Consider the following 15,275-nt stretch of genomic DNA (forward strand, 5'->3'; position numbering starts at 1 on the left):
GGTGGCGTGCTGATCGTGGACGACACCGGGTTCCTGAAGAAAGGCACGATGTCGGCCGGGGTGCAGCGGCAGTATTCCGGCACTGCCGGGCGGATCGAGAACTGCCAGATCGGCACGTTCCTGGCTTATGCCTCGCCTCGTGGGCATGCGCTGATCGACCGAGAGCTGTATCTGCCCGAGCCGTGGATCGCCGACCAGCAGCGGTGCCGGCGGGCGGGAATCCCGGAAGGGACCGGGTTCGAGACCAAGCCGCGCCAAGCCATGGCGATGCTGGCGCGGGCGTTCGCCGCGAAAGTGCCGTTCGCGTGGGTGACCGCCGATGAGGCATACGGGCAGGTCAAGTACCTGCGGTTGGGGCTGGAGGCCCACGATGCCGCGCATGTGCTGGCCACCAAGGTCAACGACACCCTGGTCACCACCGGCGGTCGCGAAGCCAGAGCCGACCAGCTGATCGCGGACCTGCCGGCCCGGTCGTGGCGGCGGCTGTCAGTCGGTGCCGGGGCCCACGGGCCGCGGGAGTACGACTGGGCGCGGGTGCCGATCCGGATCGGCTGGCAGGCCGGGCGAGGCCACTGGGTGCTCGCCCGCCGCTCACTCTCGGATCCGTCCGAGATCGCCTACTACGTCTGCTACGGGCCCCGCCGCTCGACGCTGCTGGACCTGGCCTGGATCGCCAGGGCCCGCTGGCGGATCGAGGAGTGCTTTCAGCAGGCCAAGAACGAAGCCGGACTCGATCACTACCAGGTCCGGTCGTGGCGGGCATGGTATGCCCACATCACGCTGTCCATGCTTGCCCACGCCTGGCTCGCCGTCTCACGATCCCTTGTCACAAAAGGGGAACTGACGCCGTCAAGGCGGGCATGATCGGATTCACGCTACCGGAGATCCGGCGCCTGCTCACCAAGCTGGTGTTGCGTGTCGCCGACGCCGTCGAACACATCTGGGCCTGGTCCCGCTTCCGCCGCCGACGACAACACCAAGCCCGCCTCAGCCACTACAAACGACGCGGCTACCCACTCACCTAACTGCCGTTGCAGTACTAGGGGGCGTCGGCGTGGTCGCGGGCCAGGCGTTCGGCGAGGCGGCGCAGCAACGGCGCCGCGTTCGTCATGCAGCGCGCCGGGTCCGGTTCGAGGTCGGTGAGGGCGTGGACGGCGGTGAAGCCGGCCGCCCGCCACTCCGCCGGGGGTAGCAGGCAGCGGCCGGCCACGGCGACCGTCGGGACGCCGGCGCTCGTGGCCGCGCGCAGGACGCCCACGGGGGCCTTGCCGTGCAGGGACTGCGTGTCGAGGGAGCCCTCGCCGGTGATGACGAGGCGGGCGTCGCGGACCGCGGCGGAGAAGCCCAGCAGGTCGAGCAGCAAGGCGATACCCGGCCGTATCCGAGCACCCAGCGCCGCCAGCGCCGCGAAGCCCACCCCGCCCGCCGCGCCGGCGCCCGCGACCTGGGCGGCCGAAGGACCCAGCACCGCGGCCCAGCGGCGCAGCCCGGCTTCCAGCACGGCAACATCCTCCGGGCTCGCGCCCTTCTGCGGCCCGTACACCGCCGCCGCCCCCGAAGGACCGAGCAGGGGATTGTCGACGTCGCACGCCAGCTCGATGTCCACAGCGGACACTCCGGACAAGTCCACAGCAGACACCGAACCCAACCCGATCCCGCCCAGAGCCACCGCGGTGCCGAACGAATCCAGCACCCGCGCCCCCAGTGCCGTCAGCATCCCGGCGCCACCATCCGTGCACGCGCTCCCGCCGACCCCCAGCACGATCCGCGACGCACCAGCCGCCCGCGCGGCCGCGATCAGCTCCCCCGTGCCGTAACTCGACGCGGTCAGCGGCGCCGGCAACCCACCCGGCAACCGGTGCAGGCCGGAAGCCTCAGCCAGCTCCACGACGGCCACGTCGCCTCGCAGCGCGAAGAACGCCGTGATCCGCCGCCCCGTCGGCCCGGACACGCGCACCGGCACCCGGCGGAACCCGGCGGCGACGGCGGCGGCCACCGTGCCGTCTCCGCCGTCCGCCACCGGGAGCTCGACCACCGGCTCGTCCCGAGCGACCTCACGCACGCCGGCGGCGACCGCCGAAGCGACCTGCGCCGCCGTGAGCGAGCCCTTGAACTTGTCGGGCGCGACCAGCACCGTCATGACCGGGACCGGAACGCACGCCAGTCACCGATCTCGGTGATGTCGCGCAGCTGCACGTGTGACGTCTGCGGCCGGCGCAGCAGCATCGCGAACGCCGAGCTCCCGTCCGCCAGCTCGATCACACCCAGTTCCAGCTCGGGCGGTTCCGCCGGCAGCACCCGGTCCCGCAGCGCGTCCAGGGACACCTCGTACACCTCGCCCGCCACCGCGCCGCCGCCGTGGGCGACCGGGACCAGAGCCGGGCACTGGCCGCCCACGGAGTAGAAGCGGTACTTGGGCGCCGTGGTGGTCGACGCGACGAGGGGCGCGCCGTCGAGCAGGTGGTGCAGCGGTTCGCCGCGCATGGCGCCGCCATTGAGGAACATCAGGGTCACAGCAGGTCCTTTCCCTCCGAGCTGCAACTGCTACAAGACCGCCTTGACGACGTCGATTCCGAAGTAGACGGTGAACACCAGCGCCAGCACCGTGAGGATCCAGCCGGCCTCACGCCACTTGCCCTTGCACGTCTTGATGAGCACGAACGCGATCAGGCCCGCGCCCACGCCGTTGGTGATCGAGTACGTGAACGGGATCAGCGCGACGGTGAGAAAGACCGGGATCGTGTAATCACTGTCCTGCCACGGGATGTTGCGGCACTGCGCCACCATCATCCCGCCGATCACCACGAGCGCCGGCGCCGCGGCCTGCGCCGGGACGATGCCCGCGATCGGCGTGAACAGCAGCGTCGCGGCGAACAGCGCGCCGGTGACCACGCTCGCGAGCCCGGTCCGCGCGCCCTCGCCCACGCCGGCCGCCGATTCGAGGAACACGGTGTTGGGCGAGGAACCCGAGAGCCCGCCGGCGATCGCGCCGGCGCCGTCGACGAACAGGATCCGGCCCATCCGCGGCACGCGGCCGTCCTTCGACAGCCCGGCTTCCGCCGACACGCTGGTGATCGTGCCCATCGCGTCGAAGAAGCCGGACAGCACCAGGGTGAACAGGAAGATCGTCGCGGTCAACGCACCCGCCGAAGCGAAGCCGCCGAACAAGTCGATGTGACCGAGCAGCCCGAAATCGGGTACCGCCACCACGTGGCTCGGCAGCGTCGGGGTGGTCAGACCCCAGTCGCCCACGTGGAAACCGTCGTGCAGCACGACGGCGAGCACCGTGGACACCGCGATGCTGATCAGCACCGCGCCCGGGACTTTGCGCGACATCAGCACCGTCATCAGCAACAGGCCGAAGCAGAAGACCGCGATCGGCCAGCCGTCGAGGTGGCCGTCGAAGCCGAGCCGAACGGGCACGGTGGACTCGGCCGAGTCCGGCGTCCGCGTGACGAACCCGGCGCTGACCAGGCCGACGAGCGCGATGTAGAGCCCGATGCCGACCGTGATGGCCATCTTCAACGGTGCCGGGATCGCGTTCATGATCCGTTCCCGGATCCCGCTCACGGCCATCAGCACGATGCAGACGCCTTCGAGCACCACGAGCCCGAAAGCCTGCGGCCACGTCATCGCCGGCGCCATCTGGAACGCGACGATGCCGTTGATCCCGAGCCCCGCGGCCAGCGCGAGCGGCGCGTTGCCGACGAGTCCCATGAGGATGGTCATCACCGCGGCCGCCAGCGCCGTGGCCGTGGTGACCTGGGCGGCGCTGAGCTTCGCGCCGGTGATGTCGGCGGAGGCGCCGAGGATGAGCGGGTTGAGCAGTACGATGTAGGCCATCGCGACGAACGTGGTGATACCGCCGCGCACCTCGCGGCCCACGGTCGTGCGGCGGGCCGTGATGTCGAAGAGCCGGTCCAGGACGGACTTGCGAGCTGGTCCTGGGGCCGGGGTCACAGCGTCGTCGATGTGTACCTGGGTCATGCGTCGTCCCCTTGCCGGTGGGTGTGCTTCACCGCGCCCCGCATTCGGACGAGGGCGTGAAGAAGCCTGACGAGTTCGGTTTTTCCGGTGCTCCGGTCAGCACCGGGATGTGCCCGGGTACGGGCTTCCGGTGACGGGCGAGAACGGGGCCGGACCGGGGAGAACCGCCGGCCCCGCGCGCCTAGTAGTCGACGCGGTCCGGCCGGTCCAGCCAGGCGTCGAACGGGGCGAAGCCGTCCTTGAGGGACAGCCGGGAAACGGGTACTTCCCAGGTTTCGCGGGACTTCTCGAACAGTTCGTAGAACGCGCGGTCGTCGAACCCGGCCTTGGCCGCGTCGTGGCGGTCGGCCGCGAAGACCACGCGGTCGACCCGCGCCCACAGCGCCGACGCCAGGCACATCGGGCACGGCTCGCACGAGGACACGAGCACGCAGCCCTCGAGCTTGAACGTGCCGAGCGCCTGACAGGCCGCGCGGATCGCGACCACCTCGGCGTGGGCGGTCGGGTCGAGCGAGGGCGTGACGCGGTTGACCCCGGTCGAGATGATCCGGCCGTCCTTGGCGACCAGCGCGCCGAACGGGCCGCCGCCGTCGGCGACGTTGCTCGTCGCGATGCGCACGCTCTCCAGGAGCCACTCGCGCTCGGCTTCGATGGACAAAGTCACTTCGCTTGTTCTCCCAACGTTTTCAGGTACCGGTGATGTGCTCGGGCCGGATCGGAACCCGGGGCAGCTCGAGGCCGGTCGCCGCGCGGATGGCGTTGGCGACCGCCGGCGTCGAGGAGATCGTGGGCGGTTCGCCGACGCCGCGCACGCCGTAGGGCGCGTGCGGGTCGGGCCGCTCCAGCACGTCGATGCGCATCGGCGGCATGTCCAGCACGGTCGGGATGAGGTAGTCGGTGAAAGACGGGTTGCGCACCTTCCCGTCCACCACCTGGATCTCCTCCATCACGGCCAGGCCGAGGCCCTGCGCGGACCCGCCCTGGATCTGGCCGATCACCGCGTCCGGGTTCATGGCCTTGCCCACGTCCTGCGCGCAGTCGAGCTGCACGACCTTGACCAGGCCCAGCTCCACGTCGACGTCCACCACGGCGCGATGCGCGGAGAACCCGTACTGCACGTGGGCGTCGCCCTGGCCGGTTTCCGGGTCGAGCGGGTAGGTCTTGCGGTGGTGGTACTCCCGCGTCTCCTCAAGGATCTCCTCGCCGAGGAGGTCGGCCAGGGACACGACGACCTCACCGTCGGCGGCCACGATCTTGCCGCCGGCCAGTGACATCCCCTGGGCATCGCGGCCCAACCGGCGTTCGGCCAGCGCGTACACCGCGTCGGCCACCGCGCGGCACGCGTTGCGCACGGCACCCCCGGTCACGTAGGTCTGCCGCGAGGCCGAGCTCGAACCCGCGTCGCCGACGCTCGTGTCGGCCGGGTGCACGGTCACGCGCGGCACGCCGAGCTCGGTGCGCGCGATCTGCTGCTGCAGCGTCACGAGCCCCTGGCCCACCTCGGCCGCGGCCGTGTGCACCATCGCCACCGGCTCGCCGCCGACCACCTGCAGCCGCACGCGGGCGGTCGAGTAGTCGTCGAGGCCCTCGGCGTAGGAGATGTTCTTGATGGTCACGCCGTACCCGACCCCGCGCACGACGCCTTCGCCGTGGGTCACATTGGACGCTCCGCCGGGCAGGTCGCGGATGTCCGCGTTCTCACCGCGTTCCGGTGGCAACGGCATGTCCTTCAGCCGCTGGATCAGCTCGGCCACGGGCGCCGGGAAGTCGATGAGCTGACCGGTGACGTTGGTGGAGCCCTCGCTCATCGCGTTGCGGATCCGCAGGTCGGCGGGGTCCATGCCGAGCGCCGTGGCGAGTTTGTCCATTTGGGACTCGTACGCGTACGTCGGCTGCACCGCGCCGAGGCCCCGCATGGCGCCGCACGTCGGGTTGTTGCTGTACACGCCCCAGCCCTCGATCTTCGCGTTCGGCACGTTGTACGGGCCGACGCTCAGCGTGGTGCCGTTGCCGACCACCACCGGCGTCTTGGACGCGTAGGCGCCGCCGTCGAAGTACATCCGGGCGCGCACGTAGACGAGATCACCTTCGCGCGTGGCGCCGTGCTCGTAGTACATCTTCGCAGGGTGGCGGTGCACGTGGCCGAAGAACGACTCCTCGCGATTGTAGACCATTTTCACGGGCCGGCCCGTGCGCAGCGCGAGCAGGCACGAGTGGATCTGCATCGACAGGTCCTCGCGTCCGCCGAACGCACCGCCGACGCCGCTGAGCGTGAGCCGCACCTTCTCCGGCGGCAGGCCGAGCGCCCGCGCGGTCTGCTTCTGGTCCACGTGCAGCCACTGCGTGGCGAGGTAGAGGTCCACGCCACCGTCGTCGTCGGGCACGGCGAGGCCGGACTCCGGGCCGAGGAAGGCCTGGTCCTGCATGCCGATCTCGTAGACACCGGACACGACCACGTCGGCCTTCGCGGCCGGGTCGCCCTTGACGATGCGCTGGTAGCGCACGAGGTTCCCGCCGGGGTGCAGCTTCGGCAGGGTCTCGTCGTGGGCCGCGCGCTCGGGATCGGTGACCGGTTCGAGGACCTCGTACTCGACCACGATGTGCTTGAGCGCCTGCCGCGCGATCTCCGGGTGGTCGGCGGCGAGGATCGCGACCGGCTCGCCCTGGTAGCGCACGCGGTCCTCGGCCAGCGCCGGCGTGTCCTGGTACTTGAGGCCGTAGCGGTTCTCGCCGGGCACGTCCTCGTGGGTCAGCACCGCGTGGACGCCGGGCTGGGCCAACGCGCGGGAGACGTCGAGGCGCACGATCCGCGCGTGCGGGTGCGGGCTGCGCAGCGTCGCGCCCCACAGCATGTCCTCGTGCCACAGGTCGGACGAGTACGCGAACTCGCCGCGCACCTTGAGCGTGCCGTCGGGCCGCAGCGGGCTCGTGCCGATGCCGCCGGTGACGGTGTCGGCCAGCTCCTGCGACGACCGGGCCGGGGCCGGGCGCGTCATGCGTGCTCCTTCCGCGCGGCGGCGAGCCGGACCGCGTCGAGGATCTTCTCGTACCCGGTGCAGCGGCACAGGTTCCCGGCCAGAGCCTCGCGGATCTCGGCGTCGCTCGGGTTTTCGGTGCGCGCGATGAGATCGTGGGCGGTCACCAGGAGCCCGGGCGTGCAGAAGCCACATTGGACGGCCCCGCGCTCCACGAAGGACTCCTGGATCGGGTCCAGGTTCTCACCGTCGGCGAGACCTTCGACCGCGCGCACCTCGCGGCCCTCGGCCTGCCCGGCCGCGACGAGGCAGGCGCAGGCCGGCACGCCGTCGAGGTACACCGTGCACGAGCCGCACTCACCCTGCTCGCACGCGTTCTTCGAGCCGGCGAGGCCGAGCCGTTCGCGCAGCACGTAGAGCAGGCTTTCGCCCTCCCAGACGTTGTCCGCCTGGCGCTGCTCGCCGTTGACGATCACGTTCACGCGCATTCCGTGCGCCTCCCTCCGCAGAATTCGGTCCAGGCCCAGCCGAGCGTGCGCCGCGCCAGCACCGACAGTGCGTGCCGGCGGTAGTCGGCGCTGCCGCGCACGTCGTCGATCGGCGCGGCCGCGGCGGCCACCAGCTCGCCGAAGCGGCGTTTCACCGAGTCGGCGAGCGCGCGCGGGCGGTCCCACTGGTCGTCGGCCGCCAGCTCGCCCGCGAGGAACTCCTCGGCGTCGAACGCGCGGCGCGGTGTCGGCGCGGCCGAGCCGACGCCCGTGCCCACCCGGCGTTCGGCCGGGTGCACCGCGAGGCCGAACGCGCAGACCGCGATCACCATCGCGTTGCGGGTCCCCACCTTGCTGAACTGCTGCGGCCCGCTCGCCGGTGCCAAGTGGACGGCCGTGATCAGCTCGTCCTTTTCGAGCACATTCCGCTTCACACCAACGTAAAAGTCCTTCGCCGCCACGCGCCGGGTGCCGCGGGTGGACGCGATCTCCACCTCCGCATCGGCCGCGAGCAGCGCCGGGTGCGAGTCACCCGCGGGCGACGCGGCGCCGAGGTTGCCACCGACGCTGCCGCGGTTGCGGATCTGCGGCGAGCCGACCGTGCGGGCCGCCATCGCGAGACCGGGCAGCCGGTCGCCCAGCTCCGCGATGATCCGCGTGTACGGCGTCGCGGCGGCGATGCGGATGCGGCCCTCCTCGACGTCGTAGCCGTAGAGCTCGCTGACGCGGTTGAGGTCGAGCAGCGCCGGCGGGCGGCGGTGGTCGAAGTTGATCTCCACCATAACGTCGGTGCCGCCCGCGATCGGCACGGCATCGGGGTGCGCCGCCTTGGCCTCGAGAGCCTCGGCGAGTGTGGTCGGGCGCAGGAACTCCACTTCGGCCTCCGTCTCAGGACCAGGCCGGCCCGGCGGCCGGCGCGTCGTCGCGCAGCACGGTGCCCTCGATCAGCCCGTACGGCCGGTCGGCGGCGTGGAAGACCTCACCGGGGTTGTCGAGGCCGAACGGCGACAGATCGGTGAGGAAGTGGTGCTTGTTCGGCAGCGACAGGCGTACCTCCGCGATCTCGGGCACGGTCTCGAGCACCCGCGAACCCATCGCGTAGAGCGTCTGCTGCAGCGACTGGCTGTGCGTTCCGCCGAAGGCGTCGAGCAGCGAGGCGAGAGCCGTGTCGTACGCGCGGGCCCAGTCGACGTCTTCACCGGCGAAGCGCCAGGTCGCGTTGACGGCCGTGGCGAGGATGCGGTCCTTGGTCTCCGGCAGCGTCGTGTAGCCGTCGCGCGGGAAGCCCCAGAACTCCGAACCGGTGGAGTTGAGCACCGTCAGGTCCTCGACGCCGCCGAGCACCCAGGCCTGCCGGCCGTCGTAGTGCACGGTCGTGGTGCGGGTGCCGCCACCCGAACGGGCGAACGAGTGGTGGGCGGGCTGCCCGCCGACCGTGAGGCGCTGCCACGGGAACGACTCCACACGGACGCGGGCGCCGTGGATGCTCTCCTGGGTGGTGACGAAGTGGCGCGCGAGGCGCAGCGCGTAGTCCTCGATCTCGCCGATGCCGTCGCGGGCGAACGCGAACACCGTGTTCTTCTGCGTGTCGGTGGCCAGCACCTTGTCGTTGGCGCCGGTGAGGTGGGTGTCGCTCATGTCGCCGGACAGCGAAACGCTGACGTTGAGGTCGGTGATCCGGTGCTCGTCGCCGTCGCGGTCGACGCGCACGACCCGGTTCTCCGCCTTTCCGTAGCGGTTGTCGCCCAGAACGATCGCCATGGTGTTCCTTCCCTTCGCTCGTCGGTCAGTACACACGCCGTGACGTGGCGCGGACCACGGCAGATCCACCGAAACCGGGTGGGCGTCGAGGGTGGTTTTTCGTAGGTTCCTCCAAACGACGGAGGCCTTCGCGTGTGCGCTACTTGAGCCGGGAAGGAGGTGCCGCGTGCGGCTGAGTGCGCTGCTGGACACGCCGGAGCTCGGGCTGACCCTGCTCACCGGCGAGTCGGCGCTGGATCGCGAGTTCGGGCGCGTTTTCCAGGCGACGCTGCAGGACCCGACGCGGTACCTCAGCGGCGGCGAGATCGTGCTGTGCGGCATGCGCTGGCTGCCCGGGCCCGCCGAGGCCGAAGAATTCGTCGGCGTGCTGGCGGCGGCCGGCGTGGTCGCGCTGGGTGCCGGGACGGCGGAGGTCGGCGGTCCCGTGCCCGAGCACCTCGTGGAGTCCTGCCGGCGGGTGGGACTGCCGCTGTTCGAGGTCCCGCTTTCGGTGTCCTTCGCGACGGTGACCGAGCGCGTGATCCTGGGCCTGGCCGCCGAGCGTTCGGCCCCCGCGCACGACTCACACCGGCGCCTGGTCGCGGCCGTGACCAGCGGTGATGGCCTGCCGGCGCTGGTTTCCGCGGGCGCTTCGGAACTGGGCGTGGACTGCTGGGTGCTGAGCGCGACCGGCCGGCTCATCGCGGGCACGGGTTCGCCGCCTTCCGATGCGCGGCGGGCCGCGCTGGCGCGCCGGTTCCTCCGCGCGGACCGCCTCCCGTTGACCGTGCCGGGCGACGACGGTCCCGTCACGCTGCTGGCCGCCGCCAGCCGCTCGGGCCACCGCGTGGCGAGCTGGTTCCTGGTGGCCTCCGGCGACATCGGCCGCTGGGCGGTTTCCCGGCGCGAGCTGGCGCTGGAGCTGGCGCCGTTGATCGGGCTGGAGCGCTCCCGCGTCGACGAGGCCAAGCGCATCGAGAACCGGGCGGCCGAGCCTCTGCTGCGGTTGGCCCTCTCCGACGACACTTCGCCGGCCGCGTTGTCCGCGCGGCTGGCGGCGCTGGACTTCCCGCCGTCCGCGCAGGTGGTGACGCTTTCGGCCGCGGTCGACGGCGGCGGGCCGGGCCTCACCCAGGTGCTGGTGGAGGAGCTGCTCGCTTCGGCCCCCGCCCCCACGCTGGTGGCCACCGTCGACGGCGAGACCTTCGGCTTGTTCCCGGCGCACGATCGGCTCGGCCGCCTCGCCGGGGCCCTGCGCGAGTCCGTCCGCGCGGTCGAACCGGCCCTCGGCTCCGCCCGCCTGTCCGTCGGCCTCAGCCGCGCGCCCGACGCGACCGGCCTGCGCTCCGGCCTCCAGGAGGCGCGGCACGCCCGCACGCTGGCCGCCCTTTCGCCGGGCCGCGCGGCCGTGCTGGCCGGTGACGAGGTGGCGTCGCACCTGCTGCTGCTGGCCGCCGTCCCCGACGACCTGCGCCGGTCGTTCGGCGAGAAGGTGCTCGGGCCGGTTGTGGCGTACGACGCCGCCCACGGTTCGGAGCTGGTGGCGACGTTGAAGGCGTTTCTGGAGCACTCGGGCTCGTGGACCCAGACGTCGGGGGCGCTGCACCTGCACGTGAACACCCTGCGATACCGGATCTCGCGGATTTCGGAGCTGACGGGCCGTGATCTGGGCCGGTTCGCGGACCGGGTGGACCTCTACCTGGCGGGCTGCTTCACGCAGGACTGGGGTTGGTCGTGATCAGCACTTCCCGCTCCCAGGTGCGCTGGGTGTGCAGGCGCCAGTAGTGCTCGGCGATGCCGTCCGGGTCGAACGCCGTGCCCTTCTCCACGGTGCCGCCGACGGTGACCGTGGCGAAGTGCAGCGTGGGGTACTGCTCGGCGAACAGCGCCGTCACCGTGCGGAGGCCGGCTTTGCCGAGGGAGAGGCTGGTGTAGGCCGCTTTCGGCGCGGGCATCCCGCCCGTGGTGAGGAACGTCCCGTGTCCGCGCTCGGCCATCCTCGGCGCGAGGTGCGCGGCGGCGGTGTAGGCGCCGAGGACGTTGACGCGCCACAAGCCGAGGTGCTCCGCGGTGCCGAGCTCCCCGGGCGCGTCCCGGCGGACCGCGGCGGCGTTGTAGACCACGACGTCGGGCAAGCCCTGGTCCTCCGTCACCGCGTCGAGCGCCCGGCGCAGGGACGCCTCGTCTCCGACATCGGCCACGTGGGTCACCGCGTCGACCCCGAGGTCCCTTCGCTGCCGCGCCACCAACGCCACGCCGAACCCCTCCCGCGCGAACCGCCGCGCGACCGCCGCCCCGATCCCCGGCCCCGCCCCGATCACGACGATTCCTGCCATGAGCCGACGGTAGCGCGTGACGTAGGTGACCGAATCTCAACCCACCGACCAGTTGGTTGGTAGCCTGACCCCATGGCGCGCGACGCGGAACAGACCAAGCAGCGGCTGCTCGAAGCCGCGATCAGCGAGTTCGCCGCATACGGGATCGCGGGGGCTCGGGTGGATCGGGTGGCCGCGGCGGCCGGGTGCAACAAGGCGATGATCTACTCGTACTTCGGCAGCAAGGAGGGGCTGTTCGACGCCGCGTTCGATGAGCGGACGGCGGCGTTCTTCGAGGCGGTGCCGTTCGACGCCGGGGATCTCGCGGGGTACACCGGGCGGGCGTTCGACTACTTCGACGAGCACCCGGAGACGTTGCGGCTCTCGACGTGGTACCGGCTCGAGCGGTCGGACGCCGAGCACCTCGCGGCCATCACCGAGGTCAACGACGCGCGCCTGCGGGAAATCGGGCGGGCGCAACGCGAAGGCGAGATCGCGGGCCACTTTTCGCCCGTGCAGCTGCTCGTGCTCATCCAAGCGCTTTCCGCGGCGTGGCACAGCACCAACCCGGAACTCGGGCCGCACCTGCCGAGCGCCCGCGCCGCGAGGCGGCGGACGCTCGTCGACGCGGTTCAGGGATTGCTCACGGTGGAATAGCCGGCGCGGCTTTTCCCGCGAATTAACGAAAAAACAACGGTGCCGACCAGAACGAGAGACGCCAGTGCCGAGAGCGCCAGTAAGAACCAAGGCGCGTCGAAGGGCGGAATTCCCGCGAAGGCCTCGATGCCGATCACCGCGGTGAGCACGGCGTCGGCCGCCACGGCGCGCCAGACCACGCGCAGGCGAGCGCGTTCGGGCAACGCGGTGAAGCGCAGCAGCCACGCGAGCCCGGGCAGCACGAGGATCGCGTGCATCGCCACCGCGTGCAGCGGTTTCAGCGAACCCGCGGTCGTGTAGGCCAGCTCGGGTGAGCCGCCGCGCGCCTCGACCACACCGCGGGCGATCATCACCGCGCCGGTGGCGAGGGCGACCATCAGCACCAGCAGGCCGAAGCGCACGGCGACCAGCATGCTCGGCGCGATCCGGCCCGGCGAACGGAAAGCCGCGGCCGTGAAGCCCAGCGCCGTCACCACGATCACGCCGCCGCCGGCCGCGAGCGACATCGACACCACCGTGTCGAAGCCGGTCTCGAAGTCGAAGTGCGACGGGACCCCTCGCCACGCCTGCATCGTCACGAGCACGACCTCCGCGACACAAGCCACGAGGAACGCACCCAGCAACCCGGCCCGCGCCCGCGGCCGCAGCACCAACGGCGACGTCGCCCACGCCACCGACGCCAGCGTGAGACCGAACGACAACCCGAACGTGACCGCCTTGCGCAGCGACACCGGCCCGAGCCACGTGCCGCCACTGGCCAGCAGCACCACCGCGTTCACGACGCCGCTCGCGAAGAGCACCGCCCCCACCACGTACGCGACGCGTTCCACGCGTCTGCCGTCCCGCCAGATGCGGCCCACGGCGTCCATCACCGGCTGAGTCATGACGTCAGTTTGGTGCTGCGACAACGTTTCGTCGTCGGCTCGGTGTCGACACCCGCGTACGCAGATTTACGTACGCCGTCCACTGTGAAAACGCGAAAAAAGAGCACGTAAAGGACCCATTGCAATTCCGGGATAACGCGTGGGCGTCGCCACTCGGCAGGAGGATGCGATTGCCGTGAGTGAGTTCTACTCTGAAGACATGTACATAGCCTTGCTCGCCTACACGGCGCCTCGAAACGAAGTCGACTACGCACTGGCGGAACACGCGGAGTGGTTGCGCACGCACTTCTCCCGCGGATTGTTCCTGGTTTCCGGAAAAGGGGACACCGACCACGATCAGGTCATCCTGACCCGCCCGTGCGTGCGCGGCAAGCTGGACGCCGTGCTCGCCACCGACCCGCTCGTCGTCCAGCGCCTCGCGCACTACACCGTGATCGAATTCTCCGCCACTCGCACCGCCCACGAATTCCACGCCATCAACGAGGCACTCGCCTCCTGAAGTCGCCGGCCCGGGAGCAGGTGGCCTTCGGCGGTGTTGCCCGCCACCTGCCCGCCGTATCACCGTCGTGCGCTCGCCTATGATCGCGGCAACCGACGTTCCGGTACGGGAGAAGCCATGCACACGCCCGACCTCGTCTTCCGAGGCCGCCGCCTCACCAGCGATCGCGCGCTGGTGATGGCCATCGTCAACCGCACCCCCGATTCGTTCTACGACAATGGTGCGACCTACCTCGAGACGCGCGCGCAGGACGCCATCCGCCGCGCGTGCGCCGAGGGCGCGGACCTCATCGACATCGGCGGCGTGCCGGCCGGCAAGGGCCCCGAGGTCACCACGGCGGAGGAGATCTCCCGCGTGGTCCCGACCGTCGAGTGGGCGCGCGAGACGTTCCCGGACCTCGTGATCAGCGTCGACACCTACCGCGCCGAGGTCGCGAACGCCGTCTGCCGCGCCGGCGCCGACATCGTGAACGACAACTGGGCGGCCTTCGAGCCCGAGATCCTCGACGTCGCGGCCGAGCACGGCGCGGGGTACATCTGCTCCCACACCAACGGCCTCACGCCGCGCACCGAAGCCGCGAAGCCGCAGTACGACGACGTGGTCGGCGCCGTGATCGACGGCACCACGGAGCTCGCGAAGCGCGCGCTGGAGCGCGGGGTGCCGCGCGAGGGGATCATGATCGACCCCTGCATCGACTTCGGCAAGAACTCCTACCAGTCGCTGGAGCTGATGCGGCACACGCAGGCGCTCGTGGACACGGGCTGGCCGGTGCTGATGGCACTGTCGAACAAGGACGTGATCGGCGAGACGCTCGACGTGCCCGTCGGCGAGCGAGTGATCGGCACGCTCGCGGCCACGGCCGTCGCGGCACTGCACGGGGCCGCGATGTTCCGCGCCCACCAGGTCGTGGAGACGCGGCAGGTGGCGGAGATGGTGGCCAGCATCGTGGGCACGCGCCCGCCCGCGCACGTGGTCCGGTCGGTCTGATGCGCGAGATCTTCCCGGGCGCGCGCGACCTGGCCGAGGCCGACCTGGAGGCCCTCTACGCGTACCCGGCGCCCGGCAAGTGGCTGGCGGTGAACTTCGTGTCGAGCGCCGACGGTGCCGTCACCGTCGAAGGCCGCTCGGCCTCGCTGTCCACGCCCGCCGACCGCGTGATCTACCGCTTGGGCAACGACCTCGCCGACGTCGTGCTCGTCGGCGCGGGCACCGCCCTGCTGGAGGGCTTTCAGGGCATGCGCCCCGACGAGCACTCCGCCGACCGGCGCCGCCGCCACGGCCTGGCCCCGATCGCCCCGATCGCCGTCGTGACCTCGGGCCGGTCCCTGCGCCCGGACGCCCCGGTGATCACCCACGCCCTGGTGCCCACCATCGTCATCACCCACGGCGGCACCGACCCCGACCTGCGCGCCGCCTGGACCGCCGCGGGCGCCGACGTGCTCGTGGCCGGCGCGGACGCCGTCGACCTCCGCTCCGCTGTCGCCACGCTCGCCTCCCGCGGCCTCACCCGCATCGACTGCGAGGGCGGCCCGCGCCTGTTCGCGTCGCTCCTGGCCGCCGACGCCGTCGACGAGCTGCGTCTGACGATCGCCCCCTTCCTCGTCGCGGGCCTCGCCCCGCGCGCGGCGTTCGGCGACACCATCGACCCCGCGCGGCTCCGGCTGGCCTCGGTACTGGAGGAAGACGGGACGTTGATGATGCGGTACCTGCTCCACTGATCCAGTCCACAG

Annotated in this window: 16 protein-coding genes; 6 read left to right on the forward strand and 10 right to left on the reverse strand. The window is 71.4% G+C overall.

What is annotated here, in order from left to right; genetic code table 11:
• Nucleotides 1-864, forward strand: an 864-nt coding sequence (locus AB0K15_RS26880; RefSeq protein WP_364055987.1) for an IS701 family transposase, incomplete at its 5' end; no start/stop codon positions are given.
• 175 nt (nucleotides 865-1,039) lie between these two features.
• Here the strand turns inward: AB0K15_RS26880 and AB0K15_RS26885 are convergent.
• From AB0K15_RS26885 to pucL, 8 genes are all read right to left on the reverse strand, one after another.
• Nucleotides 1,040-2,140, reverse strand: a complete 1,101-nt coding sequence (locus AB0K15_RS26885) for a glycerate kinase (protein ID WP_364055990.1) — start codon at nucleotides 2,138-2,140, stop codon at nucleotides 1,040-1,042.
• Nucleotides 2,137-2,514, reverse strand: a complete 378-nt coding sequence (locus AB0K15_RS26890) for a gamma-glutamylcyclotransferase (protein WP_285973005.1) — start codon at nucleotides 2,512-2,514, stop codon at nucleotides 2,137-2,139. Before AB0K15_RS26890 ends, AB0K15_RS26885 begins: the two co-directional genes overlap by 4 nt.
• 30 nt (nucleotides 2,515-2,544) lie before the next feature.
• Nucleotides 2,545-3,987: an NCS2 family permease gene (locus AB0K15_RS26895; protein ID WP_364055994.1), complete on the reverse strand. Its 1,443-nt coding sequence runs from the start codon at nucleotides 3,985-3,987 to the stop codon at nucleotides 2,545-2,547.
• A gap of 181 nt (nucleotides 3,988-4,168) precedes the next feature.
• Nucleotides 4,169-4,651 carry a nucleoside deaminase gene (locus AB0K15_RS26900; RefSeq protein WP_364055997.1) on the reverse strand — a complete coding sequence of 161 codons (483 nt, stop codon included), beginning with the start codon at nucleotides 4,649-4,651 and terminating at the stop codon, nucleotides 4,169-4,171.
• Nucleotides 4,652-4,673: 22 nt separating this feature from the next.
• Nucleotides 4,674-6,983, reverse strand: coding sequence for a xanthine dehydrogenase subunit D (gene pucD, locus AB0K15_RS26905; RefSeq protein WP_364056000.1), 2,310 nt, complete (start codon nucleotides 6,981-6,983; stop codon nucleotides 4,674-4,676).
• On the reverse strand, nucleotides 6,980-7,450 hold the full coding sequence (locus AB0K15_RS26910) for a (2Fe-2S)-binding protein (RefSeq protein WP_364056003.1): 471 nt from the start codon (nucleotides 7,448-7,450) through the stop codon (nucleotides 6,980-6,982). The genes pucD and AB0K15_RS26910 overlap by 4 nt, the downstream gene beginning before the upstream one ends.
• The gene (locus AB0K15_RS26915; protein ID WP_364056006.1) at nucleotides 7,441-8,325 is read right to left on the reverse strand and encodes an FAD binding domain-containing protein; all 885 of its coding nucleotides are present in this window, start codon (nucleotides 8,323-8,325) and stop codon (nucleotides 7,441-7,443) included. The genes AB0K15_RS26910 and AB0K15_RS26915 overlap by 10 nt, the downstream gene beginning before the upstream one ends.
• Before the next feature lie 13 nt (nucleotides 8,326-8,338).
• The gene (gene pucL, locus AB0K15_RS26920) at nucleotides 8,339-9,211 is read right to left on the reverse strand and encodes a factor-independent urate hydroxylase (RefSeq protein ID WP_364056009.1); all 873 of its coding nucleotides are present in this window, start codon (nucleotides 9,209-9,211) and stop codon (nucleotides 8,339-8,341) included.
• 166 nt (nucleotides 9,212-9,377) lie between these two features.
• On the opposite strand from pucL, the gene AB0K15_RS26925 reads away from it, so the two are divergent.
• Complete coding sequence (locus AB0K15_RS26925; RefSeq protein WP_364056012.1) at nucleotides 9,378-10,928, forward strand: helix-turn-helix domain-containing protein; 1,551 nt, start codon at nucleotides 9,378-9,380, stop codon at nucleotides 10,926-10,928.
• Here the strand turns inward: AB0K15_RS26925 and AB0K15_RS26930 are convergent.
• Nucleotides 10,903-11,526, reverse strand: a complete 624-nt coding sequence (locus AB0K15_RS26930; protein ID WP_364056015.1) for an SDR family NAD(P)-dependent oxidoreductase — start codon at nucleotides 11,524-11,526, stop codon at nucleotides 10,903-10,905. The two genes, AB0K15_RS26925 and AB0K15_RS26930, sit on opposite strands and share 26 nt — an antisense overlap.
• A gap of 72 nt (nucleotides 11,527-11,598) precedes the next feature.
• Between AB0K15_RS26930 and AB0K15_RS26935 the strand changes: the two genes are divergently transcribed.
• Entirely contained in the window at nucleotides 11,599-12,162 is a 564-nt protein-coding gene (locus tag AB0K15_RS26935) for a TetR family transcriptional regulator (protein WP_364056018.1), read from the forward strand.
• Here the strand turns inward: AB0K15_RS26935 and AB0K15_RS26940 are convergent.
• A complete protein-coding gene (locus AB0K15_RS26940) occupies nucleotides 12,138-13,031 on the reverse strand; it encodes a hypothetical protein (protein ID WP_364056572.1) in 894 nt (297 codons plus the stop codon). The genes AB0K15_RS26935 and AB0K15_RS26940 overlap by 25 nt on opposite strands.
• Before the next feature lie 214 nt (nucleotides 13,032-13,245).
• Between AB0K15_RS26940 and AB0K15_RS26945 the strand changes: the two genes are divergently transcribed.
• From AB0K15_RS26945 to AB0K15_RS26955, 3 genes are all read left to right on the forward strand, one after another.
• Entirely contained in the window at nucleotides 13,246-13,545 is a 300-nt protein-coding gene (locus AB0K15_RS26945; protein WP_364056021.1) for a hypothetical protein, read from the forward strand.
• A gap of 117 nt (nucleotides 13,546-13,662) precedes the next feature.
• Nucleotides 13,663-14,532, forward strand: a complete 870-nt coding sequence (folP, locus tag AB0K15_RS26950; protein WP_364056024.1) for a dihydropteroate synthase — start codon at nucleotides 13,663-13,665, stop codon at nucleotides 14,530-14,532.
• Nucleotides 14,532-15,263 carry a pyrimidine reductase family protein gene (locus tag AB0K15_RS26955; RefSeq protein ID WP_364056027.1) on the forward strand — a complete coding sequence of 244 codons (732 nt, stop codon included), beginning with the start codon at nucleotides 14,532-14,534 and terminating at the stop codon, nucleotides 15,261-15,263. Before folP ends, AB0K15_RS26955 begins: the two co-directional genes overlap by 1 nt.
• The last annotated feature ends 12 nt before the right edge of the window (nucleotides 15,264-15,275 follow it).

It is taken from the genome of Amycolatopsis sp. NPDC049253 (genome assembly GCF_040678995.1).
Classification (GTDB): Bacteria; Actinomycetota; Actinomycetes; order Mycobacteriales; family Pseudonocardiaceae; genus Amycolatopsis.

Excerpts from the sequence above, each read along its gene's own strand:
- AB0K15_RS26945 (WP_364056021.1), top strand. The coding sequence starts at position 13,246 with ATGTACATAGCCTTGCTCGCCTACACGGCGCCTCGAAACGAAGTCGAC.
- folP (WP_364056024.1), top strand. The coding sequence starts at position 13,663 with ATGCACACGCCCGACCTCGTCTTCCGAGGCCGCCGCCTCACCAGCGAT.
- pucD (WP_364056000.1), bottom strand. The coding sequence starts at position 6,983 with ATGACGCGCCCGGCCCCGGCCCGGTCGTCGCAGGAGCTGGCCGACACC.
- AB0K15_RS26940 (WP_364056572.1), bottom strand. The coding sequence starts at position 13,031 with ATGGACGCCGTGGGCCGCATCTGGCGGGACGGCAGACGCGTGGAACGC.
- AB0K15_RS26910 (WP_364056003.1), bottom strand. The coding sequence starts at position 7,450 with ATGCGCGTGAACGTGATCGTCAACGGCGAGCAGCGCCAGGCGGACAAC.
- AB0K15_RS26885 (WP_364055990.1), bottom strand. The coding sequence starts at position 2,140 with ATGACGGTGCTGGTCGCGCCCGACAAGTTCAAGGGCTCGCTCACGGCG.
- pucL (WP_364056009.1), bottom strand. The coding sequence starts at position 9,211 with ATGGCGATCGTTCTGGGCGACAACCGCTACGGAAAGGCGGAGAACCGG.
- AB0K15_RS26955 (WP_364056027.1), top strand. The coding sequence starts at position 14,532 with ATGCGCGAGATCTTCCCGGGCGCGCGCGACCTGGCCGAGGCCGACCTG.
- AB0K15_RS26895 (WP_364055994.1), bottom strand. The coding sequence starts at position 3,987 with ATGACCCAGGTACACATCGACGACGCTGTGACCCCGGCCCCAGGACCA.
- AB0K15_RS26935 (WP_364056018.1), top strand. The coding sequence starts at position 11,599 with ATGGCGCGCGACGCGGAACAGACCAAGCAGCGGCTGCTCGAAGCCGCG.
- AB0K15_RS26930 (WP_364056015.1), bottom strand. The coding sequence starts at position 11,526 with ATGGCAGGAATCGTCGTGATCGGGGCGGGGCCGGGGATCGGGGCGGCG.